This is a genomic window from Dyella monticola, assembly GCF_003363155.1.
GTDB classification, from domain to species: domain Bacteria; phylum Pseudomonadota; class Gammaproteobacteria; order Xanthomonadales; family Rhodanobacteraceae; genus Dyella_B; species Dyella_B monticola.
Window position 1 is genome coordinate 114,267 of sequence record NZ_QRBE01000003.1, and the last position, 26,184, is coordinate 140,450.

The following is a 26,184-nucleotide window of genomic DNA, read 5'->3' on the forward strand; positions in this document are numbered from 1 at the left end:
AATGCCACAATTTTGCTCCATCCATTGCGGAGGTCATCGATGAAAACCACGGATGTCATCAAAGGAGCGGCGTTGTTGCTGTGCGTGGCCTGGCTAGGTATTCCTGCGCCGGCCCGAGCAGCGCAAGACATCAACTGCAAACTGCATTTCCAGCTTTCGGGCTGGTCTGCGTTTTACAAGCGCGCCGAAGGCAGCGGCACGGTGACCTGTGACAACGGCCAAAGCATGCATGTGACTATTCGTGCCGAAGGCGGTGGCTTGACCTTCGGCAAAACCGAGGTCGACAACGGTCACGGGGAATTTTCCGGTGTCTATGACATCCACCAGGTGCTTGGCCACTACGGCGGCGCTGAAGCCCATGCTGGCGCGCAGGAAAGCGCAGACAGCCAGGTGGTGACCAAGGGCAACGTCTCGCTGGCGCTCAGCGGCAAGGGGCGTGGATGGAATCTGGGTGTGGCGTTCGGGGCGTTCATCATCGAGCCGTGAGCGCGTTTAACGATTGGGATGAAGCCGATCTCGTCGTGAACGTCAACTGTGCTGCAAGCCCGGTCAACCCCACCCCAACCCTCCCCTGCACGCAGGGGAGGGAGATGTTTGTGGCAACGTGGCTTTTTTTACTTCTTCTGCGACGGAATGAACTGCGTTCGCACCGCTTCGGCGAGCTGATCCGGCGGCAGCAGGCCCTGGGCGATGATGAAATCGTTGAACGCTTGCCGGTTGAAGTTCTTGCCCAGCGCGAGTTCCGTTTGCAGGCGTAGCTGTTCGATACGCATATAGCCGTAGAAATACGCGGTGGCCTGGCCGGGGCTGTTGAAGGTGTAGCGGTCCAGCTCCTCGCGTGTCATCGCTTCGGAGAGGCCGACGTCGTAACGCAGCACATCATGCGCGCGTTCCTTGGTGATCAGGCCAAGGTTCAACATCGGGTCGAGGAACGCACGCGCCGCGCGCAGCATGCGTAGCTGCAGCGTGACGAACTGGCCGGCGGGCGGTTCGTACGGCAGCATTTCCGCCTCGGCATACAGCGCCCAGCCTTCCACATTGACGCTGTTGAACGCGAATAGACTGCGCGCCAGCGATACACCGCGCTCGACCATGGCCGAATACTGCAACTCATGACCCGGGCGCCCTTCGTGCGCGGTCAGGGTCCACGCGGCCGCTTTGAAGGTGAAGTCGTCGTAGGAGGCTGACGCATCGCCGTGGTTGGCGGGGTTGCCCATGGTGAGTACGAACGTGCCATGTTCGCCGTGATTGTTGATGAGTGGCGGTGGATCCATGTGCGGTGCCGGCTCGGCAGCGGTCTCCGCTTCCGACGCCACGCGCATCTGCATCGCACGCTGCGGCAGCGTGACGATATGTTCGCGGCGGATGATGTCTTCGATTTTGCCGATCACCTGGTGATACCAGGGCTCGACGTCATTTTTGCCGAGTTGTTGCTGCTTGAGTGCCTTGAGCACATCGCGGTAATCGGTGGCCTTGATGCCTTCGTCCTTGGCCACGACGGGCGCCAGCGTCTGCATGGCCGAACGCACTTCGACAAATTCGAGTTGCGCCTGCTTGATGAGATCTTCCGGCGAGATATCGAGGCCGACCTGCTTGAGGTTGTAGGTATACAACGGTTCGGGCAGGCGGAAATCGTTGCGCTGACGCGGCACGATGGTGGTGCGTACCCATGTGTCGTACGCTTTGAGCTGCGCATCCAGTGCATCGAGTGCGGCCTTGCTCTGCGCATTATCGAGTTTGTACTTGGCGAACAGCTGGCGGACGCCTTGCGCGTAACGCGCGCTATTGGAAAGCTGCTGATCCACATTGCCCTTGTAGGGCCCAAGCAGGTGCGGGTCGGAGAGGCGTTCGCTGGTTTGTGCCTCGGCCAGTGTGATGATCGGCGTACATCCCGGCGCCTTGCCCACATAGCATTCCAGGCGGTTGAGCGCATGCGGTTTGCGCCTGGCGTCCACTTCATCGTTCAACAGCGCGAATTCGCCGTTGAAAATAAGCTGGCCTACGTCCTGATACGGCAGCATGTATTTGTGGTTGAGGTCGATGCCTTCGATGTCCAGGTCTGTCGCATGGATCATGATCTGCAGATCCTGGCGAACGTTGGGGTCTTTCTCGGTCGCCAGCGCGCTTTGGAGTTTGCCTTTGACGGCGACCAATGCCGCGCGCTGCCGGGCATCCACATTGGGTTTGAGATCGCTGACCTGGTCGTCGTACGCAGCGAGACCGATTTGCGAAGCATTTTCCGGATTGAACTGCCCCAGGACATCCAGCAGCGGTTTCGCGTCGGCGTTGCTGCGTTGAACCCAGGCGAGCGCGCTGCCCTGGGCATACGCCGATCCGGTGGCAACCAGGGCAATCGCCGCGGTCAGGGCGAGGCGTTTCATCATGACAGAGTCCCTAGAGTGAAGTGCGAGGAGCTTATTCGCAGTGGCGCGTCTTGCGCCATGTACCGGAAGCTGGGTCATTCAAACATGGAACAACCACACGCCAGCGGCCAGCGCCACCATCATGACCGACAGCACTACTTTCACCAGCGCGCCGAACAGCAGGCCCAGCCAGGTGCTGATGCCTACGTGCGCCGAGCGCAGCACGCTCTTGCTGGAAATAAGCTCGCCCGCGACCGCACCGAAGAAGGGCCCGAGAATCAGCCCCGGCAAGCCGAAGAACATGCCTATGACGGTGCCGAGGGTGGCGCCCCACATGGCCGTTGAGCTCGCCCCCACGCGTTTGGCGCCCAGCGAGGCGGCGATGAAGTCCACCGCTACGCCGAACGCGGCCATGACGCCCAGGACGATCACCCAGGTCGTGCTCAGGTGGTGGTAGTCATCCAGCGCCGCAGCCAGCCACAGGCCGCCGAAAATCATCGGAATGCCGGGCAGGGCAGGTATGAATGCGCCGATCAGGCCGCCCACGATCAAGGCGAGCGCAAGCGCGTAAAGGGCGATGTCCATCAGCAGCATGCGGTGTCCTTAGGTGGTGCGATCGGCCACAATAGTCTGTCGCCACGTCGCGGCGAGCAAGCCGCAGGCTAAACCCGTGTCAGACAAGCGCACCGTGCTCAAGGCCGATGAATTGGGCCGCATCGAAATCGTAGAGCGTGAGGGCGTGCGTTGCATCCGTCGCGACATCCGCGCTGCGCGCTGGTGGGCACGCCTGTTTGCCTATCGCGCCGCCAAGCGCGAAGCACGCGCGCTGGCCACGTTGCAGGGTATCGATGGCGTGCCCGCATTGCTGGAGTGGAACGGTCATGAGCTGCTGCGCAGCTACATCGACGGCCGCCCGATGCAACAGGCGCAACCGCGCGAACCGGCTTATTACCGCGATGCCTTGCGCCTGCTTGCGCACCTGCATCGGCGCGGCATCGTGCACAACGACTTGGCCAAAGAGCCCAATTGGCTGGTGCGAGCGGATGGTCGTCCGGCGCTGGTCGATTTCCAGATCGCCTGGACGCGCGGGAAACGCGGGCGCCTGTTCCGCTTGCTGGCGCGCGAAGACCTGCGTCATCTGCTCAAGCACAAACGCACGTATTGCGCTGCTGCGCTCACGGCGCGGCAGTGGACGATGTTGAATACGCCTGCGGCGCATTCACGCCTGTGGCGAGCGACGGGTAAACGGCTCTACAAGCTGATTGCGCGCAAGGTGTTTGGGTATTGGGATAACGAGGGGAAAGGGCGCGTGCGCGATTGAGCGGTTACCGGTCTATTCGCTGGAGCTTCGCACTACGTTGCAGTCATTCCGGCCTGCGCCGGAATGAAGAGCAAAAAATGGCGCAGCGAATTACTTCTCGACAAACGCCCGCTCGATCACATAATCACCCGGTTCGCGCGTACGCGGTGATGCCTCAAACCCGCGCGCATCCAGCAACGCGCAAAGATCATCCAGCATCACCGGACTGCCGCATAGCATCACGCGATCCGTCTGCGGGTTGAGCATGGGCAAGCCGATGGCTGCGGCCATCGCGCCATCCACGATGTTGTCCGTGATGCGTCCGCGATTGCGGAACGCCTCGCGCGTGACGGTGGGGTAATAGATCAGCTTCTCGCGCACCAGCGCACCGAGATACTCATGATTCGGCAGCTCGTTCTCAAGATAATTGGCATACGCAAGGTCGTTGATGTTGCGCACGCCGTGCGCCAGCACGATCTTGTCAAAGCGCTCGTAGGTATCCGGGTCGCGGATGATGCTCATGAAAGGCGCAAGTCCGGTACCGGTGCCAAGCAGGTACAGGTGTTTGCCGGGTTTGAGATCGGTCAGCACCAGTGTGCCGGTGGGTTTGCGGCTCACGGTGATGCGGTCGCCCGGCTTAAGGTGCTGCAAACGCGAGGTGAGCGGGCCGTTTTCCACCTTGATGGAGAAGAACTCCAGGTGTTCCTCCCAACTGGCGCTGGCGATCGAATACGCGCGCATCAGCGGGCGGCCTTCCACTTCCAGGCCGATCATCACGAACTGCCCGCTGTCGAAGCGGAAGCTCGGATCGCGCGTGGTACGAAAGCTGAAAAGGCTGTTGTTCCAGTGATGAACGTCAATGACTTGCTCGGTCGCCAAAGCCACCATGGTGTTGTCTTCTCGGATTGTTGAACGGGGATGACGCTGCTTGGACAGCGTGTTCACTCGCGGGGAGGGCAGGGCCATTGCCTTGCGAGTACCGTGTATGCCACGGGTCAGGGTGCATAGATTACGGCATTTGACCCATGCCCGCGTTAAAGAACCCCTCCTGGGTGGGGGCAGGCCTTACGGGGGCAACGGGAGTGCGTGGCACGGGGTTCTGGCTCTGCGGCATCACGGATGTCGATTTGCCTGCCTCCCATTCGTCATTGGCAAGCACGGTTCGTCGTCGGGCCCGATACATCTTCACGCCCGGCAGCGAACGCTCAGCCATCCGCGCCGCAACGAGGGAGCCCGAGAAGATGAAAAACGCCCAGTCTTTCAGCCACCTGTTTGTGCCATGCATGCTTGCGGTGCTGGTGAGTGGCCAGGCCGCTGCCGCCCAGCCGGCGCAGCAAAGCTATCCGGCCATGGCACCGCTTTCCCAATACCTGATGGCCGACCGCGCCGCCGAAATAAAGCTGGCGCGTAGCGCCGCCCCGGCGGCCATTTCCGATCACGCCACCGTGCTGGTGCTCGAGGCGCATGGCTATGTAACGGCGGTAAAAGGCACGAACGGCTATGTGTGCATGGTCGACCGGTCATGGTCGTCTCAATTGGACGCGCCCACGTTCTGGGATCCGAAACTGCGCGGGCCGACGTGTTTCAACCCACCGGCCGCCCGATCGGTGCTGCCCATCACGTTCAAACGAACGACGCTGGCGCTGGGCGGCCAATCCAGGGAGGAAATAAAGAAGGAAATGGCCGCTGCGTTCAACGCCGGGCAGTTGCCTGCGCTGGAACCCGGGGCGATGTCCTACATGATGTCCAAACAAGGTTTTCTCGATGATCAGGCCGGCCATTGGATGCCGCATCTGATGTTTTACACGGCCGGCAATGTGAACTGGGGTGCTGACCTGGCTGGATCGCCCGTGATGTTGAACACGCAGTTTCGCGACGGGCCGTACCCGATCAACGTATTGATGATCACCGTCGGCAAATGGTCCGATGGCACGGCAGCTCCCGCGATGTAAGCAACATCAGGACAGCACCGGGCGGGTATCGATGCCCGCCTGATGGAGCAGCTGTTCCAATGGCCCCAGCCAAGGCCGGTATTTCTCCCACCGGCCGACCGCTTTGGCGTGCAGCGGCTCGCGCACCTGCGCGGTGCTGGCCGTCGCCACCGCGGCGGTGTTGTGCTGGAAGCTGAGGCAGGCGTCGTTCCATTCCAGCTCGCAGTGCGCGAGCAGCCGGCGCGTCGTGGGTTCCTGTTCGGCCACCAGCGTTTCGTAATTCACCTCAAGGATGCGTCCCGGCAGCACCGCGTTCCAATGCGCCATCATGCGATCGAATTGAATGTAGAAGCGGCCGATATCGAGCAGGTCGAAGCTGTAGCCATGGAAGGACGAGTTTTCCATGAACATTTCGCGGAAATTGCTCAGGCATGTATCCAGCGGATGGCGACGCAGGCAGATGATCTTGGCCTTGGGCAACGCTTTGGCGATCAGCCCAAGATATAAGAAGTTATGCGGAAGCTTGTCGATGAAGCGCGGTTTGAGCGCCGTTTGCGGGCGCGTGCTATCCACATAGCGCAAGCCAAGACGCTCCCAGTCCAGTCGATGCGACTGCTCGATCAACGCCGGGCCCAGGCGTGCCTGCACGCCCTCCGGTGCCAGCCGCTCCAGCTGCACGCCGAAATTCATCAGCTCACCGGCGGAATAGACATCCGGATGGCTGGAAAGAATGCGTTCCACCAAAGTAGTGCCCGAGCGTGGCATGCCGACAACGAAGATGGGTTCGTCGCTGCCGTAGCCGGAGCCGGTCGATACGGTGGGAAACGCTTTGATCAGCGCATCGACCATGGCGCTGTCCTGCTCGGGCTGATAAGCCACCTGCTGGCGCGCTGCCGTCTTGCCCAAGCGCATATGCTCGAAGGCGTTAGCGTAGTCGCCAAGGTCCTCGTATTCCTTGCCGAGTGCGCCATGCACATGGATTTGCGCATCGACGTCATCCGGGTGTGCAGCCAGCAATGCATGCAGGGCTTCGATGTGATTGCTATCGGCCGTTTGCCGGCGCACGCGCGAGCGAAGCCCATAAGCACGCCAATACGTGGGCATGCGTTCGAGACAGGCGTCGAACTGTGCTTCGGCCGCGTCGACGTTACCGGTAAAGGTGTACGTCAACGCCGCATTGAAATGGCTGATGGCGTTATCCGGCGCCCATGTCAGCACTCGAAGGAACAGCGCATGCGCACGCTCATGCGCATTGCACTGCATATAGACACCGCCCAGCGCATCCAGCGTCATCGGACTGGCCGGCGTCAGCGCATAGGCGATATTGGCAATCTGCAGGGCTTCGCCATAGCGCTGGGCCTGTGCCAGCGCGCGCGCGAAATGCGTGGTGTATTCAGCGCTTTTGGTATTTAGCACGACGGCGCGATTGAGATGCTCGAGCGCGCGACTCAACTGCCGCGTATCCAGACAGGCCAGTCCGGTCAGATAGTGGGCCTGCGCGTTATTGGGTTCCACCTGCGTTGCTTGCAGGGCAAGTTGACCGGCCTGCGCAACGTCGCCTTGCGCATAAGCGCGTGTTGCGTCGTTGAGCAATGTCGAGGCGGGCGAAAGGTTTTGGGGGCCAGTGGTCACGGCGAGTCTCGGTCCGATGCTTCTTTGCGAACGACGATCCGGTGGACACGTTTTCCAGAAGAACGATTCATGCCCTCCTCGTCGAGGAGCAGAGTATGTCCGATGCAGGCGTCCAGTACCAAAGCGCGATCGAATGAGGCGTAGAGGCGATCATGCTCGTCTCGCATTGATTCACCATCCGTCACCCGCCAGGTGAGAAGGAGGGTGCCATGCGGTTGGAGGATATCGAGCAATCGCTGCGTCGCCCTGCCGATCTGCCCGGGATGCACGTGCATGATGACGGTTTCGCAAAGCACATTGCGAAACTGATGGGATGGAATGGGTTCCAGTTCAGGTAACGCCGCCTGCGTAAAGCACAGGCCAGGGTGCCTCAGGCCTGCCTGCGCGAGCAATCCCGGCGAAGCATCGTAGCCCACGGCATCGAAGCCATGCGCATTCATCCATGCTACATCGCGACCGGAACCGCATCCGATATCGGCAGTCAGGCCATGCGTGAAGTACGTCTTGATGAGCGCATAGAGATCGTCCGGCGAGGGCTGTGTTTCCCAGTCGGCGGCAAATGATGCTGCCTCGGTGTCGTAGGCATCGATCGTGCTTTTGTCTGCCACCTGAAAATCATCCTCATCCACGTTGAAATGCCCATGCGATCGAGCGACGGGAAAAATCACCGACGTGCACGCTGCGATACACCGGAATGGTGACCTGCAGAGGCATGTTCCCCGGCGGGTCTACCAAAATACAGCGTAGGCGTTGTGCCAAGCATCTTGCGGAAAGCCGCGATGAATGCGCTCGGCGCGTTGTAGCCGGCTTCCTGCGCGGCGTATGTGATTTTCACGCCTTCACCAAGCAAACGCATGGCGTGCATCAATCGAAGCTGCTGCCGCCATTTGCCGATGGTCATCGCGGTTTCTTCCTGGAAGATTCGCTCGATGGTTCGGCAGCTTGCGCCACACTTCTGGCAAATCTGCGCTAACGACTGGCGGCTTCCGGGATTTGCCATCAGCACTTCCGCGACACGCATCGCTCGCGGATCGCTCACGCTAGGGAGTTGCAGGGGCACGGTTTGTACGACCATCAATTGGTCGATGATGACATCGATCAGATGCCGTTGTGCAAGCACGCGGTTTTTGAGCGTGCCCGCCGCGCAGGCTTCGAGAATCAGTTCCTTGAGCAGCGGCGAGATGTTGACCACACAGCACGATCGAGGCAGTGCCTTTGCCATGCGGGGCTTGAGATAAAGCGTGCGCATGGCAACCGGCCCCGACATGGCGACGGTGTGCGCCACGCCCTTGGGTATCCACACACCGCGATGGGTAGGCACCACCCAGCTACCTTCTTCGGTCTCTACGGTCATCACGCCGCGGGTGGCGTAAACCAATTGATCGCGATCGTGAAAGTGCAGCGGAATAACATGGTTCGGGACGTAATTGCGGGTAAGCGTGACGATCGCATCGCCCGTGCTTGCGAGGCGATCGAATGTGCCGGGTTGTCGTTTTTTCGACATTTATTGGCATGTTATCGATGGATCGACCATCCGGCAATGACTATGCTGGTTCCATCTTGCTGATCGCATGGGAGCGGGATGTTATGGCAAATCTAGCGCGTAATTACGTATCTGCCGCCATGGCGATGGTGATGCTTGGCCTGGCGCCGCATGCAACCGGTGCGGCATCCCCTGCATGCATCGATGCGGCAAGCCGGCAGTTGGATTTTTGGGTGGGTAACTGGACCGTTGGTGCGGCCGGTTCATCGCCGACGGCGCACAGCAAGGTTTATCTCGCGCTGGACAAATGCATGGTGATCGAAAGCTGGGACGGCGGACGAGGGCACCGTGGTGAGAATATGTTTGCCTATAGCGCAGACGACAAAAGCTGGCACGGTTTGTTTGTCGACAACGAAGGACGTGTGCACGTCTTTTCCGGCGGAAAGGCCTCGCCGGGGCAGGTCGAATTCACCGGACCGAGCGCCGGGCCGAAGGGTGCAACGGTGCTCAATCGCGTGACGATCGTTCGCATCCGTGCTGACAAGGTCGAGCAGACGTGGGAGAAGTCCACTGACAATGGGGTGACGTGGTCGGTGGCTTTCCGCGGTGAATATTCACGAGCCCATCCTTAGGTTCGTTGGACATCGAGGTTTTCCGCGAGTTCGAAGCAGCCTCTATGGGCGAGGCGCAAGCAGCTCGCTGAGCGTATCTCGTCCCTCACCGCGAACGAGATGCGGGTAGCGCAAGCCGTCGTGGTAGTTGATATGTAATGCAAGGTTCTCGCCGAGATTCTCGGCGAGCAGTTCGATCGCCATCGTCTTATCTCGCTTTGCTGCGATGACCGCCGCTTTGAGCGCATCGCCGGAGAACGTCTTGCCATTGATCGCAATGACCTTCATTCCCGGAGCAAGTCCTGCCACAAACGCGGGTTTGTTCCATACCACGTCTTCGACGTCTCCATCACTACCGATGACAGCGCCGATGGAATAGGTGAGATCGGTGGCGTGGTTGGATTCATTCATGTCTGCCGACGGTTCATCGGTGTAAACCAGCTTCCAGCCATGCGATTGGATGCCGCCGGTCAATGGGCCATGTCCATCCAACCGGGCGCGAAGGTAGGACGCCCAGTCGAACGGTGCGATGGCATTGAGCGTGTTGACGACGTCTTCAAACGAATAGGGATTAACGGCAAAGCTGCCGTTTTGCATGCCGAAAAATATTTTGCAGAAATCATCCAGACTACGCGTGTCATGGCTCAGCGCGCGCAGTTGGCCGTCGACATCGAGCCAGATCATCATTCCCGCGCCGTAATAGTCGTAGGTGGCCTGGTAACTTATATACGTTGCGCTCGCGCGCATTGCAGGATCGTTCGTGGTATCTCGCACCGTGCGCCAACTGGCCAGGCCGGGGCGGCCTGTATCGAATGTTGCCGCTACGCTGGCGATCATGTCCCTGGCTTGCTCGGGCGTCCAAAGCCCCGCGCGCGCGGTCATGACGTATCCCATCAATCGGGTCTGTCCTTCGTAAACCCAGAGCGAACCATCCTGCAAAGGTTCGTTGAGATTGGCGGTGTCTTGGTCAGCGCCGCGACGATACTTGCCATTCCAGGAATGATTGAGCTCGTGCGGGAGCAATTCGTACTGCGGTATGTGCGCGCTCTTATGCTCAAAGTAATCGGCGCTGGCGCCGAGTTCACTGGAACGGTGATGCTCACGTCCAATCCGGCTTAGCTTGTCACTCAACGCCAGCAAGAAGTCGTAGTGATCGTAGTGGCGCGCGCCGTAGAGCCGATACATTTGTTGCACGAGATTCTTGTAGGCTTCGATCTGATCTGCCGGGACATTGAGGTATTGGGGGTCGTCCGCAAAGATATTCAGATGTACAGCGGCTGAGGCGCCCGGGTCCAGGTCGATCCGTTTGAAATATGTCCCCGCATACACGGGCGAGTCCACCAGATCGTCATAGTCGATGGGTGCATAGACAACGGTGTTGCCGGCAATGGATGCGACGTTCAACGCCGTGGCTGATTGCCAGCCTGGCGGATACGTTACGCTCGCTTGGGCGCGGATGCGGTCTGCGTAATAACCCGCTGGATAAAGGCTTACCGTGTTCCACTGCAAATCGAGCATTTCCGGCGTCATGACGATGCGTCCCTGGCTTTTATCCAGCGGCGAGAGAAACTGGAAAGCAGCGTCGATGCTGTGAGCGCCTGGCGGCACGGTGACATGAAATGCATAAACGTTGAGCGTATCGCGGACCCAATCGAGCCGCTTTCCATTGGCCGTCATGACCAGCCCGGCCAGCGCGTCGATCGGGCCAATGGGCGCATGCGTGCCGGGAATCCATTGCGGATACAGCAGCGTCAATGCTCCGGGGCGTGCCGGGATGGTTTCATGAACACTAAAAATCCGATGTTTTAGATCGGTGGCGTCTACCGCTATTTTCAGCGTGCCCGCCGGATAATCCTGATTTTTCGGTACCGGTATTTCGCCCGCTGAGCTGACGTTGGCTATGCAAAGAGCGGCGAAAAGGGCGGCGGCGATGGGAAGGCGGCAGTTCAAGGTGATCTCCCTGGCTAAACGCAATAGGCCTTCTGCGTTGGACGCGCACCACGTAAAAAGCGTTTAAATCGACTTCAATGGCCGGCATTGTGGACACGTTGAGTAGCTTCAATCAGCGAGAGGCGCTCTACGCTTAACCCCTCCTTCTTACAGAGGGACAGAATTCCCCGCGGCCCTACCATGTGGAATAGACCGACAATCACAATCGAAGTGCTTTTCGAGGCAAGCATGGTTTCGAATCGCGGTAGCCATGCTTTATTTCGTCTAAAGGTAAGTTCTTCAGCGAGTTCGGGATAGTCGCGACTGTAGCGCTCCACCTCGGTCGATGCTGGAGCTTGATTGCCTGCGGCCCAATCAACATAAATGTTGCGGTTGGCGTCCGTTGATCGTCACACCATGCGGTGTATCCACACGCAAGTAGTACCAGCTTTCACCCGTAAGTAAGCTGCGTTGGAAGTACAGCGATTCACTGCGGAGGGTTCCACTATCACAATCCGTGGCGCTTTCGCAGACTACGTACACTAGGTCCCTTCGCCTGTAGGCTTGGCAATCGATTCAATCTCCACTGAGATTCGATTGGCAAGATCTAAGAGGCCTTTCTTTACGCGGCGTGCGAATAGGGCTCAATTTTCGCCAGTTGGTCGCCAATCTGATCTTTGGTCATGGCGCGATCGAAGTCGTCCTGCAGGCCCGTCCAAAAGCCCTCGCTCGTGCCAAAGAACTTGGCCAGGCGCAGTCCCGTATCGGCGGTTATGGAGCGCTTGCCGGCGATGATTTCGCCGATGCGCGTTTGCGAAATGTCGATGGATTTGGCGAGCCGGTAGGGTGTTACGTCCATGGGCTTGAGGAACTCCTCAAGCAGGATCTCACCCGGATGCGGGTAGGGTATGGTGCGCATTGTTACACCTTCCTCATTCTGTCTTATTCGGTCTTGGTCTTACTTGTCTCGGTCGTGCGTCACTTCAGTGATAGTCGACAATCTCCACATCGTACGCATCACCGTCACGCCATTTGAAGCAAACCCGGAATTGATCGTTGATCCGAATGCTGTGTTGACCTTTCCGGTCACCTTTTAGCGCTTCAAGTCGGTTGTTCGGCGGTATGCGCAGATCGTCCAGTGTGGCGGCACGTTGAAGGATGGCCAGCTTGCGCATGGCTACACCTTCGATATTGACCCACCGACGAAATCGCTTGCCTTCGAACAGTTCCCTTGTCGCTTTGTCGCGGAAAGTCCTTATCATGGGCGAATACTACCGAGGTGCGGTAGTAACGTCAATCGATACTATGTGTTTCACGTGGATAGCTGGCCGGTGCTGATCGCGAAACCGTGCATCGGTAAGAACGTCGAACTGCAGATAGGGCGAGAAAGGATCGTGCCGACTTAAGTACCTCGAAGGTCCCAGATAAAATCGTCTGCGATGGTTACCGGTGCGGCCCTCTTCGTGACGAGCCACTGCATGTTGCACGTAGTCGCTAACCGTCGCCACGCCTTCCTGCTCGGCTCGGCGCAACGCCTGTTCCTTGAACTCCTCGCTGTAACGTTGCCGGGTTTGCTTCACACCTGTCTTCTGCTTCATGGATCACCTCGGATAGCGAATTGAATCGCTTAACCGGGTGTCCGCGGAAGAGGGGCAAGATCACTCCTTCTTTAAGCTGCTGAAGAACGATTCGGCCACCGAGTTATCCCAGCAGTTGCCGCGTCGACTCATGCTGACCTGAAGCCCGTGCTCGCGACAGAAGCGACGCCAATCATCGCTGCCGTATTGCACGCCTTGGTCGGAGTGAATGACGACCTCCGCCGTGGGGCGTCGCCGCCAGATCGCCATTAGGAGAGCATCCAAGGCCAGTTCGCGTGCCAGGCTGGATTTCATCGACCAGCCGATCACCGCGCGCGAATACAGGTCGATGACGACCGCCAGGTACAACCAACCTTCGGCGGTGCGCAGGTAGGTAACGGCTTACGCCTTGTTCGCGCAGCCACGCATACAGGCTGTGCGTCGACATCCCCAAGCGCTCTGCGACCTCCGAAACGGGATAACCGCGCTCGGTAACTTGCTTGACCGCCTCAGCCTTGAACTCGTCGGTGAAACGTTTGCTGGTCATAGATCCTCCGATCCTCAATAGACACTATCAGGTGTCTACGGAACCGGGGGCGTACCACCGCTCGCGGGCGCGAGTTCACGAGAGGGTTCAAATTCCGTTAGGGCTTCAGGATGTGCATACGCAATGGCTCTTGCTGCGAGCTCTTGCTATTTTGCAGGCATGCCAGCTGTTGCTCAGAGCGCGAGACGGGCAATTGAGTGCATTCTGAAAAACGTAGGCCCCTGGAAAGGCGGTCTGCTCGTAAGAGAACCTGGGAGCGGGGATAAGGTTTGGGGGAAACTTGGATCCACGGCGCTGTTGGCCGCCAGCCTGACAGTGCCGGCATTCAACGGCCACTTTGAAAAGCAGCGGGAGGCTCTGTTCCGAAGCATCTCTTCTGCACAGGAGGCCGATGGCTCTTTCTGTTGCAATCCGGGATCGGACCGCGCAGATGGGAAAGGTATTGATTATTATCCAGGCGAAGCTTTGGTCGCTCTACTATTGAACGCGCAAGCGGGGGATCGAGAGAAGCTTAAGCTGGTTAATGTTGCTTTCGAATACTACAGAGATCACTTTAGAACGAAGCCGACGACAGCGTTCGTCGGTTGGCATGCGGAAGCCTGGTCCCGCGCAGCATCGCTGTGCGGTAATTCGGATTATGCCGCCTTCGTCTTTGAACAAGTTGATTGGCTGCTTGGACTTCAACTCACAGATCGCAGCCGGGATGGGCTAAATGGTGGCTTCATCGTGCAAACCGCCGTACCACCAAGTGTCTCATCCGTGGTTTATACGGAGGCGGTAGTAAGGGGGCTTGCCGCAGCGCGGCGTCTAGGCGACACGGTTCGTATGGAGCGCTATAAGAAGTCGGCCCTAGCCGGATTGAGGTTTTGTTTGCAGCTTATAGTGTCTCGGGAGCAGGCTGGTTTTCTGGAAGAGCCAGATCGTGCCTATGGCGGCGTCACTGGCTCTCTGCATACTTTCGACGTTCGGGCGGATCACGTACAGCATACGATCACGCTGTTGCTGGCGACACTCGAGCAGGCTGCATCTTTGGATATTGCATAGGGGCAGATCGATGCGAACCGTATTGATAGTTGTTGGGGTGCTGGTCCTGATGGCCTGGTTGGCGGTTGCGGGTTCGTCGATTTATGGCCTGGTGATTACGAACCGTATGTCTCAGGCGGCTGGCCCGCTCGTCACTCACCTTGGTTATGCATGGGACGCCGACAGTTGGAAGGAGCATTGGATGTTCCACAATTCCTACACGTTGATATGCGGGTTACTCGGATGTTTGGGAGCAATATTATTGGTCCGCCTGAAGCCGATTGGCTTTCTGATTGAGGCTATCGCTAGTCTTCTCTGGTTTCTACTTCCGTACGGCCTAGCGATATTTGGGCTTCGCAGATTTGGGTATGAATTTGTGAGGTTCGGCAGTAACGTTCAGCTGCTGGGATTGTTTATCGCGTTTACTGTGGGATACCTGGTCATCACTCGGCGAGTGCGTGCGGCGGACGCTCAGAAGTCTTAGCGATCGGAATGATCAGTGCCGAATAGTTACGCTACGCTATGGATTCAGACTTAATGACGGACGGAAGACGTAGGGGACATATGACAAGCTATGAAAACTGGATGGGCTTCGGCCTTTGCATCGTTGGCTTTGTAGTTTTGTGTGCGATGAAAGGCAATGAGCCCTGGCGGCACAGCAATTTGTTGGTTGGCATCTTCCTTGTGTTGCTTGCGTCGCTGGCGTTCGGTCTTTTTACGGACATGGGAACTTTATTCGACCTGCTGGCTCAGTCTAAAAAGATTGACCAGACGACGCACGACAAGGCTAAGAGCATTGCCGCTGTGTGGGCGTTCGTGTTTCCTGGTGTTATCGCGGCTATCGGTGCGAACCTAATTACAGGCTGGTTTACGTCAAAGAGATCCAGCGAATGATGAAAGCCGATGTTGAGTGATGTGGCTTCGCTGGTAGACAGCCAATTCACTTCAAAGCACTTAGCCCGGCATGTGCGAGTGTGAAGGCCGCCGACGCTCGGGCTCTCATTGGTGCAGCGGACTGCTGGCAAATTGGGTGCGTGCGCTCTCGGCCGATGCCGGGCGGTGAAGTCACAGCGCCGCGTGTAGGTCCACCAGTGTGATCATCAACAGCAAGGGGTCAAGCGGAGACGGGTCGAATCCGAGCCGCTCGTAAAATGCCTTGGCATCGGCCGAGAGCGCATGCACCAGCATACCGCGCACGCCAATCGCGTCGGCGGCCTGAAGGACACGACGGGCGGCATCTTGCACGAGGGCACGACCGATGCCCTTCCCTTGCTGCGATTGATCTACCGCCAAGCGACCGAGTACCACCACAGGAATCGGGTCTGGCATGTTGCGCCGGAACCTGCCCGGTGCAGCATCGACCGTTACAGCACTGGCCGCCAGGGCATAGTACGCCACTACACGAGCACCTTCGCAGACGACGAACGTGCGGGATGCGCCGCTGCTCTGGTTTTTCAGAGCACGCCGCTTCAGCCAGATGTCCAATGTCTCCACGCCCGACTGAAAGGGCTCCACATCGTGGTGTGGACCGAGCGGTTCGGGCGCGGCAAGGGTCACACCTTCTCCCAGGGAGCCGGGGTCTGCATGGTTTTGCGCAGGCGTTCATTCGGCCGGGGCGGCATGTCTAGGCGGGCCAGAAAGGCGGCGTAAGCTTTCGCGCTGGCCGTAATGGCGGTTCGATCCAATAGTGCTTCTTCAGCGGCCGCACGCGCAGCGTCCAGCACGAACGATGTGCGATTCTTGCCTCGCGCCTTGGCCGCACGGTCGATCAAGCTCCGTTCCTCGGGCTTGATCCGAAGATTGAGCGTTTCCCGCTTGGAGTGGTCTGTGGTGGTAGCTGGCATGGCGCAGGCTCCTATGTTTCGCCCAGTCTACCACGATGTAACGACATCGTCATTACAGCCATCGATAAGGCGCTCATTGCTTGCGCCCTGGTGGCCCCGAGCCTTGGCTATATCGCGTTGCCTCTGGAGCCGGTATGGGTCGCCTTTATCAACCGGCGTGCGCTTATGGCGCGACAGCCACGCTTCACTTTCAGCACCCCGCCCGGGCCCAACGTCGATATCCCAATCCGATTAAGTAGTCACGATTGGTATTAGCATTTTGCGGCCTGTTAGGCAGCGTCTGAAAGCGTAGTGCTTACATCCTCAAAGCGTTGTCCTTGCCGATCTCTCTTAGAGGCGTTGCGGTTGCGCTTCGTTGCTATGGCTGCCCCTGGGAACTTTTTCTCATTGCGTTCGCGGAATGATTTGCTGCGAGTGATGCTATGCAGGTTCTCGGGATGTAGATTGGCGTACCGCTTCAGCATCTTCCAGTCTTTGTGACCAGTCACCAGCACCACTTGCTCTATCGAAAATCCGGCCTCAAACAATCGACTCGTGGCTTCATGTCGCAAGTCATGAAAGTGCAGATCCTTGATCTTCAATTTCTTGCAGATTCTTCGAAAGGCCGTCCCCACAGACCGCGGGTTGTAGGGAAAAACGCGATCAGTCCCCTTCGAAAGGCGGGCTTGCGTCTGCAATATCCGCCATGCGTCAAAGCCAGTGGCATCCAACAGCGGAACCTTCTGGTTATTTCCCTCTTTCTCTCGAGGATCTTTGCGGTCCCGAACGAGAAGAGTGCGTGTTGCTTGATTTACGTCCTCCCGCGTGAATCGACAGATCTCATCTTCCCGCATGGCTGTCGCAATCGCGAACGGAACGATTCTATCTATCGGGATGGTCTGTCGCGGATTGTTCGCAGCGTACTCAATAATTCTGCTGATCTCGTCAGGCGTGGGTCGTCGGTCACGCTCGCGTGACTTTCCAACCAACCCGAGTCTCTTGAGCGCGATGCGCGCGAGCGCGATGGATTCCGTCGAAACATCAATCCCGTGAACCGCCGCAGCGTGAGACAGAATCGTCCGGATATAACCGATATCCATGCTCAACGTCGCAGGGCCGGCTCCTTCTTTCGCGCGGTTCCTCCCAAATTGGATGAAGCGCTCGCGCCCTAGATCGCGAATCTGAACTTTTCCAAGTTTTTCCCTGAGCAACTCAAGTGAAAATCGTTTGGTGCGTCGAGGGGATTTGCCGACCTCGTGCATGTCGGTGAGATGTAGATCGATGAGGTGCTCAAAAGTCGTTGGATCAACGCATGTACGACTGGTCGGCTTCTCTCCTCGATCAATCCTGCGCTCGGCATCCAGTGCCCAGCTATCCGCATCTTTTCGGCGCCGGAAAGTCTCACTAAGGTAATGACCCTTGCGTCTAACTTGGACGCGCCAATTACCCGAGGGAAGTTGCAGGAAGGTGGCCATGGAGTGCGTTCCGTGTGCGCTATGTGTGCACAGAGGGGTCGTAGTGAGGCATATTTCAGCGTTCTACAGTGCACACGAGCGTGCACAAAAGCGTTCCTATGTCCCTGATTATACAGCGTAACTATATGAATTCAAAACGGAATATGATTTCCGTGGCCCCGATGATGGATTGGACGGACCGGCACTGCCGTTACTTCCATCGCCTGCTTTCGCCCAACACGCGCCTGTACACCGAAATGGTGACCAGCGCGGCGCTGGTGCGCGGAAAGCAGTTGCGATTGCTCGAGCACAGCCAGCAGGAGCATCCGGTCGCGCTGCAGCTGGGGGGCAGTGATCCGCACGAGTTGGCGCAGGCCGCGTGTTATGGCGCGCAGGCCGGCTATGACGAGATCAATCTCAATGTCGGTTGTCCTTCCGACCGGGTGCAGTCAGGGCGTTTCGGTGCGTGCCTGATGCGTGAACCGGCGCTGGTGGGCGATTGCGTGAAGGCAATGCGCGATGCGGTGTCTGTGCCGGTGACAGTGAAGTGCCGCATCGGGGTGGATGATCAGGACGACTACGCGGACCTGCAACATTTCACCGAGACGATGCTTGAGGCGGGCGTGCAAGTGCTGGTGGTGCACGCGCGCAAGGCGTGGCTGCAGGGTTTGTCGCCGAAGGAGAATCGCGAGATCCCGCCGCTCGACTATGCGCGTGTCTATCGCCTCAAGCGCGAATTTCCGCAATTGGTCGTGGTAATCAATGGCGGTATCACCACGGTGGCGGCGATACGCGAGCATCTTGCGCAGGTCGATGGCGTGATGCTGGGGCGTGCGGCGTATCACGACCCGTATGTGCTCGCGCGGGTCGAGCAGGCGCTGTACGGTGTGCCGCTGCCCACGCGCGAAAGCGTGTTGCAGCACATGCGTCCCTATGTGGACGCGGAGCTGGCGCGCGGCACCGCACTCAAGCACATCACCCGTCATCTGCTGGGGCTATACCAGGGCGAGCCGGGCGCACGTGGTTTTCGGCGCGTCCTGAGCGAAGGCGCGCACCTGGAAGGCGCCGGCTGGTCGCTGATCGAACGGGCGATGGCGCCGATGCGGATGGCGGCGTGAAGAGAATCTGACGGGCTTTGCACGGTACCCGCTTAGGGCCCTGGATTCGGCCGTCCGGTCATTATTCAGCCCAGGTTGCGCAGTATGTTCCGTCGGCCGGGGTCTCCGGCACGCAAGCACGGAACTATGGCTTTGAAGCAATTCGCATGGATAGTCGCGGCCGGGCTGCTGCTCGCCGGCACGGCTGTCGCGCAGTCGTCGCCACAGGCCGGCATGAGCCTGGACGAGGCTGTCACGCAAGTACAGCAAAAGGTGGGCGGCAAGGTGCTGTCGGCCGAGCCGCGCCACATCGGGCGCAATAAGGTGGAGTACCGTATCAAGGTGCTTACGCCCGAAGGGCATGTGCGCGTTTTCAGAATGCCCTCTGATGCCACCCGTGTGCCGCCTGCGGCACAATCCCCCAAGAAGTTCCCCAACGGCGGAAGCAAGAAGGAGAAACACTGATGCGCATCCTCCTGGTCGAAGACGAAGCGCCGCTGCGTGAAACGCTGGCGGCCCGACTCAAACGCGACGGGTTTGCCGTAGATACCGCCCAGGATGGCGAAGAGGGCATGTACCTGGGTCGTGAAGTGCCGTTCGATCTGGCCATCATCGATCTGGGTCTCCCGAAGATGTCGGGCATGGATTTGGTCAAGTCATTGCGCGAGGCCGGACAGCGATACCCCATCCTGATCCTCACCGCGCGCGGCAGTTGGCAAGACAAGGTCGAAGGCCTCAAGCACGGCGCCGACGACTACCTGGTCAAGCCGTTCCACGTGGAAGAGTTGCTGGCGCGCATCAACGCATTGGTGCGCCGCGCGAGCGGCTGGTCCAAGCCGGTGCTGGCGTGTGGGCCCATCAAGCTGGACACCACCGCGCAAACCGTGACGGTGGAAACCAAGCCGGTGGACCTCACCAGCTACGAATACAAAGTGCTGGAATACCTGATGCTGCACGCGGGTGAGCTGGTGTCCAAAGCCGATCTCACTGAGCACATCTATCAACAGGATTTCGATCGCGATTCGAATGTGCTGGAGGTTTTCATCGGCCGGCTGCGCCGAAAGCTGGATTCAGAAAGCACTCTGAAGCCGATCGAGACGGTGCGTGGACGCGGATACCGCTTTGCCATCCCCCGCAGCGAAGACGAATGATGCAGCCGAGCGCCGCCCGTTTTCGCTGGCGGCGCGGGCGGCGCTCACCACCGGCCTTGTGCTGGCCGCCTTTCTGGGCGCCATCGGCTGGACGCTGTCACGCACCTACAACGCCAGCGAACTGAACAAACTGCAGGACCGCCTGCACAACTACGTCATAACCTACATCGCCGGTACCGACCCGCGTCGCGACGGTACGCCGTTGATGCCCGATACGCCGCCGGACCCGATGTTCTCGCGTCCGGGCTCCGGCCTGTATGCCGTGGTGCTGGGCGACAACAACTTCCACTGGGAGTCCTCCTCCGCGCTGGGTCGTGATTTCAGCTTTCTGCATCCGCTGGAGCCGGGCGATCATCAATTCATCGGCCCGGTGGATACGGAACTGGGGCGGCTCTACTACTACAGCTTTGGCGTGGCGCTGGACGTGCCTGATCGGCCCGCGGTGCATCTGACGTTCACCGTTGCGCAAACCGAAGACGAACTCGAAAGCAACACGGCCGTCTATCGCCGCAGCCTGGTCGGCTGGCTTGCCACGCTGGGCCTGATGCTGATCGTGCTGCAACTGTTGCTGCTGCGCTGGAGCCTTACGCCATTGCGCAAAGTGTCCAGCGACATGAGCCGCGTCGAGCGCGGCAACAGCGATCATCTGGATAGCCAATATCCCATCGAGCTGACCGGCCTCACGCACCGCATCAATGCCTTCATCGAAAGCGAACGCGAACAGCGTACGCGCTATCGCAACACCCTGGCCGATCTCGCACACAGCTTGAAAACGCCCTTGGCGGTGATGCGTTCGCAAGTGGAATCGTCCGATGTATCCACCTCGGTACGCGGGTCGCTACTGGACCAGGTGCGCCGCATGGACGAACTGGTCGCCTATCAGCTGGCACGCGCGGCAACCACCGGGCGCCAGACCTTTGCGGCAAGTGCGGTGCCTATCGCCGGACATGCCGAAGATCTCGTGCAAAGCCTGGAAAAGGTTTATGCCGCGAAAAACGTGCTGTGCGAGTTCGATATCGAAGACGGCGCCGCGTTCTACGGCGAGCAGGGCGATCTGCTCGAACTCATGGGCAACCTGCTCGAAAACGCCTTCAAGTGGGCGCAGCACCACGTGCTGCTGGTCGTGAAAACCGATCGTCAGCCGGGTCGCCCGCGCCCGGGCCTGCTGCTCAGTGTCGAGGACGATGGCCCCGGCATCAAAGAAGATAAGGTCGAGAAGGTTCTGCAGCGTGGCGTGCGTGGCGATGAGCGCGTCAAAGGCCACGGCATCGGCCTTTCCATCGTGCAGGACATCGTGCGCGCCTATAGCGGGGAATTGACGGTGGATCACTCGCCGGAATTCGGCGGCGCGCGCTTCAGCGTGGTACTGCCGCCGGCCTGATGGGCGGCGATGCGCAGTAACGCATGAGAGTGGTTACTGGATCGAACCGGGCAGCAGCGATTGCCAGCTCAGCCCGGAGGGACCAGAACTGTGCGAAGCGCCATCAGGCGATGTATCGCTGCCCCCGAAATGGGCGGGCGCATCGTCCATCGTACTGTTGGTAGAGCTGCTGCCGTGGGTGCTGCTGCTGGACGAAGAGGAAGACACCGCGCTCGTACTCCGCGAGATGTTCAACCCGTCGCCATTGGATGCGGACGTTTCATGCCCGCTGCCATGATCGCTGTTGCCGTGGCCGGTGCAGCCGGTGCTTGCGCTCACGTCACCCGTCGCTGGCGCACCAGCGGCCACCGCCTGGGCGACGGCGCCAAGACTCAGCAGGCATCCGAGCAGCAACGATGTGGCACGCATGGCGGTAAAGCCCCCAAAGGCATATTGCCTATCTTTTGGATGGTCCCAGAAACCCCGGTCCGATACCAGTGCCCCGGCCGCGGCGCCTGCCTTAGAATCGCCCGATGCCCCATTCCCATGTTCCCGCCCCCTGGCGACCCGCCGCGGTCGCCCGTCTACAGGCCTGCTGAGACATGCAGCCGCAACAGCTTCTCGCTGCCCTGGCGTCCGGGGAAACACTTTCCGGTTCGCGTCTGGCCACCGAGGCCGGCGTCACGCGAGCCGCCATCTGGAAGCAGATCGAGGCCTTGCGGCATCGCGGGGTGCCGATTGAATCCGCCGGCGTGGCCGGCTATCGGCTGCCTTGGCCGATCCAGATGCTGGATGGGCAGGCCATCCGCGCCAACCTGTCCGCCGCGCTCGCGTCTCGCCTGGGTGGGCTGGACGTGCATTGGGAGATCGATTCCACTTCCAGCGTATTGCAGCGACGTGGCGCCGGTGCGCCCGATTTCAGCGTCGTGATGGCTGAGACGCAGACAGCCGGCCGCGGCCGGCGCGGGCGCACGTGGCTGTCGCCGCCGGGCTTGAACATCTACCTCTCCTGCCTGAAGCGATTCGATGGCGGCTTTGCCGCGCTCTCCGGTTTGTCCTTGGCGACCGGCGTGATCGTGCTGCGCGCGCTGCACGCGCTGGGTATCCACGGTCCGTGCCTGAAGTGGCCCAATGATGTGCTGGCCGACGGCGGCAAGCTGGCCGGCATCCTGGTGGAGCTCAGCGGTGAATACCAAGGTCCGTGCGCGGCCGTGATCGGCATCGGCCTCAACCTTCGGCTCACCAATGCCCTGCGCGAACAGGCCGGCCAGCCCGTGTGTGACCTGGCTACGCTCGCCCAGGGCGTGCCGCCCGACCGTAATCACGCCGCGGCCGCCTTGATCAACAGCCTCGTCGACGGGCTGGAGCAATTTGAGCGCGATGGCTTTGCCGCATTCGCCGATGACTACGCCGAACATGACGCCCTACGCGGTATACCGCTGCACGTGAGCAGTCCCTCCGGTGAGCTGGATGGTATCGGTGCCGGTATCGATGCGCGTGGCGCGTTGCAGCTGCAAACCGCGCATGGCGTGCATGGCATCGACAGCGCCGACGTCACGGTGCGACGCGCATGAAGCTCTTGCTCGATCTGGGCAACACGCGCCTGAAATGGGCACTGGCGACCGACGTGGGCTGGCACGCGCGGGGCGCCGTGGCGTGGGAAGAAGATGTGCCGACGGCACTCGCGCAGGCGTGGCGCAATCAGCCACCGCCGCAGGATGTGTTTGGCGCATCGGTGGTGGATGCGACGCGCGAGCTGCAGGTCGCGCGAGTTGTGAGCGAAACGTTCGCGCGTGACGTCCAATGGGTGCGCACACCCGCCGAAGGCTGCGGCGTGCGTAACGCCTATGCCGAACCGCAGCGCTTGGGCGTGGATCGCTTTCTGGCGATGGTGGCGGCCCGCGCTGCCGGTCAGGCGCCCTGTGTGCTGGCAGGTATCGGCACGGCCTTGACGCTCGATGCACTCGCCGCCGATGGCCAACACCTGGGCGGGTTGATTGCGCCCGGTCCACTGCTGATGCAGCAATCGCTGCTCGGTGCGACGGTGCGTGTGCGGCCGGATCGCCCGGGCGTTATCCGCGCCATCGCGGACAACACCACCGACGCCGTGACCTCGGGCTGCTGGCAGGCCGTTGCGGCGCTGATCGAACGCTTCGCCAACCATGTGGCCCGGCAGCATCCGGGCACGCAGCGCCTGCTGCTGGATGGCGGCGACGCTGGCGCCTTGCTGTCGTTGCTGGACATTCCGGCGGAGCTGGCCACTGACAGCGTGCTGCGCGGTTTGCTTGTGTGGTCCACCGCACATCCGCGGGCTTCGAAACCCTAGAATCAGCTATCCAACGGGGGATGCTCGGTCAATGGTTCTGCGCCTGTTATTCGTTTTGCTGATTGCGTTCAACATCGCCGTAGGCGCGTGGCTGCTGTTGGGCCAGAACGACACGCATGCCAGCTTCGCCACGGACCCGGGCGTACCCAAGCTCCATTTGCTTTCCGAACTGCCGCCGCCCGCAAGTACCATCGCACAAGCCGCGTCGATAGCGTCTGCGGCATCCACAACGGCGGCGACGGCTTCAGTACCTGCGCCCGCCACCACGACCACCACGCGTGCACCGGCCGCCGCATCGACCGACGCCAATACGCTGAGTTATGCCTGCATGGCGCTCGGTCCTTTCGCCACGCAGGAAGATCTGCGCATTGCCCGGAACGCGCTTGGCGCGCAAGTGCAACGCATTCGTGCGCGCCAGGAGCAGACCATGCAAATGCGCGGCTGGTGGGTTCACTTGCCGCCGAGCGCCACGCATGCCGCAGCCCTTGCCCAGGCGCGCGCACTGGGTGCACGCAACATCCAGGATTATTTCGTGGTGAGTTCGGGCGACAACCCGAACACCGTCTCCCTGGGCTTGTTCAAGGATCCTGCCAACGCGCGCAAACGCCGGGATGAGATCCTCGCCGCCGGCTTCCCTGCCCAGGTCACCGAGCGCACCGAAAACGTGCCCGAATATTGGCTGGACCTGATTCCCACCGACAGCAAGCATTTCGACTGGCGTAGCCGCATCCACGACCCGGCGATCGGCTCGCACAGCACGGGCTGCTTTTGAGGGAAGGATGCCAGTCTCGTAGCCACGCTGTTAGAATGGACGGCCCAATGCCGGCATAGCTCAGTTGGTAGAGCAACCGCCTTGTAAGCGGTAGGTCGTCTGTTCGAGTCAGACTGTCGGCACCAGATAGCCATCCAGGCACGTTCAAGCAAGGCCGGAAATCCTGCAACTGGGGTTCTGGCCTTTTTTATCATCCAGTGCGGTCCTCCGGTATGCCAGCGCGTAACCCGCCGCCGTCATAAGGGCAGTCGACCCATGCTGCGCCACTTTCTTCAACAAAACGTACTGCGCATCGTTCCGTTGCCTGCAGGGAGCCGTGCAACGTGTACCGTCGTTACCGGAATGAGGCGAATAAGATGTATCGCTCTGTCAGTAAAGGTTGACACTGTTTGCAGAGCATTGCCGAATAGCTTTTTCGCACGCCAACACGCAGCATGTGTGTCACTTCCGCTTGACCGCTGCATGCGCACTATCACCCAGCCGTGAGGCTCGGCGCGCTGCGACTCAACAATCGAGCATTGCTACTTCACTTCAGTCATTGGTAAATACCCAGTGTCGCGCGCCGATCAAGCGGAAGTCTCACAGGGCCCCACTCACACCGAGGAGTTGGGTGCGTTGATCGCAGCGTCTATGCACGATTCATACACGCGCGATCAGAGCGACGAGGGCGTGCCTTGTTGCAACAGCCGATCCATCGCTTGCTCGTGTTCGGCCTTCAGCGATTGCAGTTCTTGCTTGGCTGCGCGTTCCTCGAACACTTCCTCGTTGAGGGTTTGTGCCAAACCCTGGATCTGCGTATGCATGGGTTCGGGCAGCATGAGCTTGCCGGTAAAATCCAAATGCGATCTGCCTAGTGCCTGTTGGGCGACGTTCAACACCTGCTCGGCGGTGCCGATATATCGATTCTCCACCGCAAAAAATCGGGCGAAGGCTTCGTCACCTTGCGCGCGCGATTGGAGAAAGCCAGTTAGCACGGTGGTTCGCAACGGTTGCCGAATTTCCGCGAGATAGGACTGATTGCGATCTTCGAACGCTTTGAGCTCAATTTGATGCTCGGCGAGCATGCTTCGATAGCGCTCCAGTGATTGACGACTTGCAGCAATGCCTTGGGCGGAGACAAGTCGCTGCGGCGTCAGTGCCATTTCAAGATGCAAGTCGCGCTGCGCCTGAAGACGTATCGCTTCCTTCTGCTTGAATACGATGGAGTCCTGCGTGATGTGCTCGATGGCGATCTGCAACGACGAAGCGCTCGCACTGTTGATCGATGCCGTTCCATTCGTTGTCGAAGGTACGGACGTGCTGGAGGCAGGATTTTTGCTGTCCATGGCCTTGGTCAAACTTACCAGCGCCTGATGAACGCCTTGCGCGCGTTGTTGCTGTTGGTTGTCGAGCAGCACCGAGCCGTACGCAACCGGAAGCACGATCGTCCAGGTTACCAATAGCGTTCGCCGGAAGCGCGTTTTTGCCAGCCAGCAGAACAGGCCACCGATCAGCAACGCTACCAGCACGCCGCCCAGGACGTGCCCGATCACCAAGCCCACATGGGTGGGATTGGTGGGCGTCCCGTACAGCAGGATGGCCGCTGCAATTGCCGCAGCCAGCAGTGCCAGGGACCAGACGATCGCCCCGCCTGCTCCGATATCGGCGGTTTGCATGGTGCGTGTGCGTGAGGAATGTGAGCCGCGGCCGGGACCGGCATAGCGGCCGCGCCCAACGATGAGGTCGCACGAACCGCAAACGGTCGACGCGCCGGATGTCGGCGCCCCGCAAACTGAACACGTCATGTTGTCCCCCGGTGGCGGATG

Annotated in this window: 28 protein-coding genes, 1 tRNA gene and 3 pseudogenes; 14 read left to right on the forward strand and 18 right to left on the reverse strand. The window is 59.9% G+C overall.

What is annotated here, in order from left to right; all coding sequences use genetic code 11:
- The first annotated feature begins 39 nt into the window (after window positions 1–39).
- Complete coding sequence (locus DWU98_RS06730; protein WP_115494742.1) at window positions 40–486, forward strand: hypothetical protein; 447 nt, start codon at window positions 40–42, stop codon at window positions 484–486.
- A 128-nt stretch (window positions 487–614) separates the two neighbouring features.
- On the opposite strand, the gene DWU98_RS06735 is transcribed toward DWU98_RS06730, so the two are convergent.
- Both DWU98_RS06735 and DWU98_RS06740 read right to left on the reverse strand, forming a co-directional pair.
- Complete coding sequence (locus DWU98_RS06735; protein ID WP_196239485.1) at window positions 615–2,381, reverse strand: DUF885 domain-containing protein; 1,767 nt, start codon at window positions 2,379–2,381, stop codon at window positions 615–617.
- Window positions 2,382–2,462: 81 nt separating this feature from the next.
- Window positions 2,463–2,948 (reverse strand): DUF456 domain-containing protein, encoded by a 486-nt coding sequence (locus DWU98_RS06740; RefSeq protein ID WP_115495081.1) that lies wholly within the window; start codon window positions 2,946–2,948, stop codon window positions 2,463–2,465.
- Window positions 2,949–3,033: 85 nt separating this feature from the next.
- Here DWU98_RS06740 and DWU98_RS06745 point away from each other — a divergent pair, with 85 nt between their 5' ends.
- Window positions 3,034–3,684: an RIO1 family regulatory kinase/ATPase domain-containing protein gene (locus DWU98_RS06745; protein ID WP_115494744.1), complete on the forward strand. Its 651-nt coding sequence runs from the start codon at window positions 3,034–3,036 to the stop codon at window positions 3,682–3,684.
- Between the two features lie 90 nt (window positions 3,685–3,774).
- On the opposite strand, the gene DWU98_RS06750 is transcribed toward DWU98_RS06745, so the two are convergent.
- Window positions 3,775–4,551, reverse strand: coding sequence for a ferredoxin--NADP reductase (locus DWU98_RS06750; protein ID WP_115494745.1), 777 nt, complete (start codon window positions 4,549–4,551; stop codon window positions 3,775–3,777).
- Between the two features lie 353 nt (window positions 4,552–4,904).
- On the opposite strand from DWU98_RS06750, the gene DWU98_RS06760 reads away from it, so the two are divergent.
- Complete coding sequence (locus DWU98_RS06760) at window positions 4,905–5,615, forward strand: hypothetical protein (RefSeq protein WP_230474736.1); 711 nt, start codon at window positions 4,905–4,907, stop codon at window positions 5,613–5,615.
- A 6-nt stretch (window positions 5,616–5,621) separates the two neighbouring features.
- On the opposite strand, the gene DWU98_RS06765 is transcribed toward DWU98_RS06760, so the two are convergent.
- Genes DWU98_RS06765 through DWU98_RS06775 form a run of 3 tightly spaced genes read right to left on the reverse strand, consistent with a single transcriptional unit; the run spans window position 5,622 to window position 8,730 of the window.
- A complete protein-coding gene (locus DWU98_RS06765) occupies window positions 5,622–7,226 on the reverse strand; it encodes a tetratricopeptide repeat-containing sulfotransferase family protein (RefSeq protein ID WP_230474737.1) in 1,605 nt (534 codons plus the stop codon).
- Complete coding sequence (locus tag DWU98_RS06770) at window positions 7,223–7,834, reverse strand: class I SAM-dependent methyltransferase (protein ID WP_115495084.1); 612 nt, start codon at window positions 7,832–7,834, stop codon at window positions 7,223–7,225. Before DWU98_RS06770 ends, DWU98_RS06765 begins: the two co-directional genes overlap by 4 nt.
- 56 nt (window positions 7,835–7,890) lie before the next feature.
- Entirely contained in the window at window positions 7,891–8,730 is an 840-nt protein-coding gene (locus DWU98_RS06775) for an AraC family transcriptional regulator (RefSeq protein WP_115494747.1), read from the reverse strand.
- Between DWU98_RS06775 and DWU98_RS06780 the strand changes: the two genes are divergently transcribed.
- Complete coding sequence (locus DWU98_RS06780) at window positions 8,703–9,341, forward strand: hypothetical protein (RefSeq protein WP_147293244.1); 639 nt, start codon at window positions 8,703–8,705, stop codon at window positions 9,339–9,341. The genes DWU98_RS06775 and DWU98_RS06780 overlap by 28 nt on opposite strands.
- 42 nt (window positions 9,342–9,383) lie before the next feature.
- On the opposite strand, the gene DWU98_RS06785 is transcribed toward DWU98_RS06780, so the two are convergent.
- The 7 genes and pseudogenes from DWU98_RS06785 to DWU98_RS22175 form a co-directional block, all read right to left on the reverse strand.
- Window positions 9,384–11,270 (reverse strand): M61 family metallopeptidase, encoded by a 1,887-nt coding sequence (locus DWU98_RS06785; protein WP_115494749.1) that lies wholly within the window; start codon window positions 11,268–11,270, stop codon window positions 9,384–9,386.
- A gap of 74 nt (window positions 11,271–11,344) precedes the next feature.
- Window positions 11,345–11,638, reverse strand: a pseudogene (locus DWU98_RS22545) (TraB/GumN family protein); the annotation flags it as partial.
- A 233-nt stretch (window positions 11,639–11,871) separates the two neighbouring features.
- Window positions 11,872–12,168, reverse strand: a complete 297-nt coding sequence (locus DWU98_RS06795) for a HigA family addiction module antitoxin (RefSeq protein WP_115494751.1) — start codon at window positions 12,166–12,168, stop codon at window positions 11,872–11,874.
- Window positions 12,169–12,232: 64 nt separating this feature from the next.
- Window positions 12,233–12,511, reverse strand: coding sequence for a type II toxin-antitoxin system RelE/ParE family toxin (locus DWU98_RS06800; RefSeq protein WP_115494752.1), 279 nt, complete (start codon window positions 12,509–12,511; stop codon window positions 12,233–12,235).
- A gap of 9 nt (window positions 12,512–12,520) precedes the next feature.
- Complete coding sequence (locus tag DWU98_RS06805; protein WP_115494753.1) at window positions 12,521–12,847, reverse strand: hypothetical protein; 327 nt, start codon at window positions 12,845–12,847, stop codon at window positions 12,521–12,523.
- A gap of 63 nt (window positions 12,848–12,910) precedes the next feature.
- Window positions 12,911–13,225 (reverse strand): annotated as a pseudogene (locus tag DWU98_RS06810) (DDE-type integrase/transposase/recombinase); the annotation flags it as partial.
- 25 nt (window positions 13,226–13,250) lie between these two features.
- A pseudogene (locus DWU98_RS22175) lies at window positions 13,251–13,373 on the reverse strand (transposase); the annotation flags it as partial.
- 297 nt (window positions 13,374–13,670) lie between these two features.
- On the opposite strand from DWU98_RS22175, the gene DWU98_RS06820 reads away from it, so the two are divergent.
- Both DWU98_RS06820 and DWU98_RS06830 read left to right on the forward strand, forming a co-directional pair.
- Window positions 13,671–14,417, forward strand: coding sequence for a hypothetical protein (locus DWU98_RS06820; RefSeq protein ID WP_147293245.1), 747 nt, complete (start codon window positions 13,671–13,673; stop codon window positions 14,415–14,417).
- Between the two features lie 543 nt (window positions 14,418–14,960).
- A complete protein-coding gene (locus DWU98_RS06830) occupies window positions 14,961–15,290 on the forward strand; it encodes a hypothetical protein (protein WP_147293246.1) in 330 nt (109 codons plus the stop codon).
- A 171-nt stretch (window positions 15,291–15,461) separates the two neighbouring features.
- On the opposite strand, the gene DWU98_RS06835 is transcribed toward DWU98_RS06830, so the two are convergent.
- From DWU98_RS06835 to DWU98_RS06845, 3 genes are all read right to left on the reverse strand, one after another.
- Window positions 15,462–15,953, reverse strand: a complete 492-nt coding sequence (locus DWU98_RS06835; protein WP_115494758.1) for a GNAT family N-acetyltransferase — start codon at window positions 15,951–15,953, stop codon at window positions 15,462–15,464.
- The gene (locus DWU98_RS06840; protein ID WP_115494759.1) at window positions 15,950–16,240 is read right to left on the reverse strand and encodes a type II toxin-antitoxin system TacA family antitoxin; all 291 of its coding nucleotides are present in this window, start codon (window positions 16,238–16,240) and stop codon (window positions 15,950–15,952) included. Before DWU98_RS06840 ends, DWU98_RS06835 begins: the two co-directional genes overlap by 4 nt.
- 269 nt (window positions 16,241–16,509) lie before the next feature.
- Complete coding sequence (locus tag DWU98_RS06845; RefSeq protein ID WP_115494760.1) at window positions 16,510–17,694, reverse strand: site-specific integrase; 1,185 nt, start codon at window positions 17,692–17,694, stop codon at window positions 16,510–16,512.
- A 125-nt stretch (window positions 17,695–17,819) separates the two neighbouring features.
- Here DWU98_RS06845 and dusA point away from each other — a divergent pair, with 125 nt between their 5' ends.
- The 4 genes from dusA (at window position 17,820) to DWU98_RS06865 (ending at window position 21,302) form a co-directional block, all read left to right on the forward strand.
- Window positions 17,820–18,791, forward strand: coding sequence for a tRNA dihydrouridine(20/20a) synthase DusA (dusA, locus tag DWU98_RS06850; protein WP_115494761.1), 972 nt, complete (start codon window positions 17,820–17,822; stop codon window positions 18,789–18,791).
- A gap of 126 nt (window positions 18,792–18,917) precedes the next feature.
- Complete coding sequence (locus DWU98_RS06855) at window positions 18,918–19,235, forward strand: PepSY domain-containing protein (RefSeq protein WP_115494762.1); 318 nt, start codon at window positions 18,918–18,920, stop codon at window positions 19,233–19,235.
- Window positions 19,235–19,921, forward strand: coding sequence for a response regulator transcription factor (locus DWU98_RS06860; RefSeq protein ID WP_115494763.1), 687 nt, complete (start codon window positions 19,235–19,237; stop codon window positions 19,919–19,921). The genes DWU98_RS06855 and DWU98_RS06860 overlap by 1 nt, the downstream gene beginning before the upstream one ends.
- The gene (locus tag DWU98_RS06865) at window positions 19,893–21,302 is read left to right on the forward strand and encodes an ATP-binding protein (protein ID WP_115495085.1); all 1,410 of its coding nucleotides are present in this window, start codon (window positions 19,893–19,895) and stop codon (window positions 21,300–21,302) included. Before DWU98_RS06860 ends, DWU98_RS06865 begins: the two co-directional genes overlap by 29 nt.
- A gap of 33 nt (window positions 21,303–21,335) precedes the next feature.
- Here DWU98_RS06865 and DWU98_RS06870 read toward each other — a convergent pair whose 3' ends face one another.
- Window positions 21,336–21,710 (reverse strand): hypothetical protein, encoded by a 375-nt coding sequence (locus tag DWU98_RS06870; RefSeq protein ID WP_115494764.1) that lies wholly within the window; start codon window positions 21,708–21,710, stop codon window positions 21,336–21,338.
- A 173-nt stretch (window positions 21,711–21,883) separates the two neighbouring features.
- Between DWU98_RS06870 and DWU98_RS06875 the strand changes: the two genes are divergently transcribed.
- The 4 genes from DWU98_RS06875 to DWU98_RS06890 all read left to right on the forward strand — a co-directional run bounded on the left by DWU98_RS06875 (window position 21,884) and on the right by DWU98_RS06890 (window position 24,504).
- Complete coding sequence (locus tag DWU98_RS06875; RefSeq protein WP_115494765.1) at window positions 21,884–22,855, forward strand: biotin--[acetyl-CoA-carboxylase] ligase; 972 nt, start codon at window positions 21,884–21,886, stop codon at window positions 22,853–22,855.
- Window positions 22,852–23,607: a type III pantothenate kinase gene (locus tag DWU98_RS06880; protein WP_115494766.1), complete on the forward strand. Its 756-nt coding sequence runs from the start codon at window positions 22,852–22,854 to the stop codon at window positions 23,605–23,607. The genes DWU98_RS06875 and DWU98_RS06880 overlap by 4 nt, the downstream gene beginning before the upstream one ends.
- 31 nt (window positions 23,608–23,638) lie before the next feature.
- Entirely contained in the window at window positions 23,639–24,379 is a 741-nt protein-coding gene (locus DWU98_RS06885) for an SPOR domain-containing protein (protein ID WP_115494767.1), read from the forward strand.
- A 49-nt stretch (window positions 24,380–24,428) separates the two neighbouring features.
- Window positions 24,429–24,504: transfer RNA gene (locus DWU98_RS06890), tRNA-Thr, on the forward strand.
- A 528-nt stretch (window positions 24,505–25,032) separates the two neighbouring features.
- Here the strand turns inward: DWU98_RS06890 and DWU98_RS06895 are convergent.
- Window positions 25,033–26,034, reverse strand: coding sequence for a hypothetical protein (locus tag DWU98_RS06895; RefSeq protein ID WP_115494768.1), 1,002 nt, complete (start codon window positions 26,032–26,034; stop codon window positions 25,033–25,035).
- Window positions 26,035–26,184: the final 150 nt, after the last annotated feature.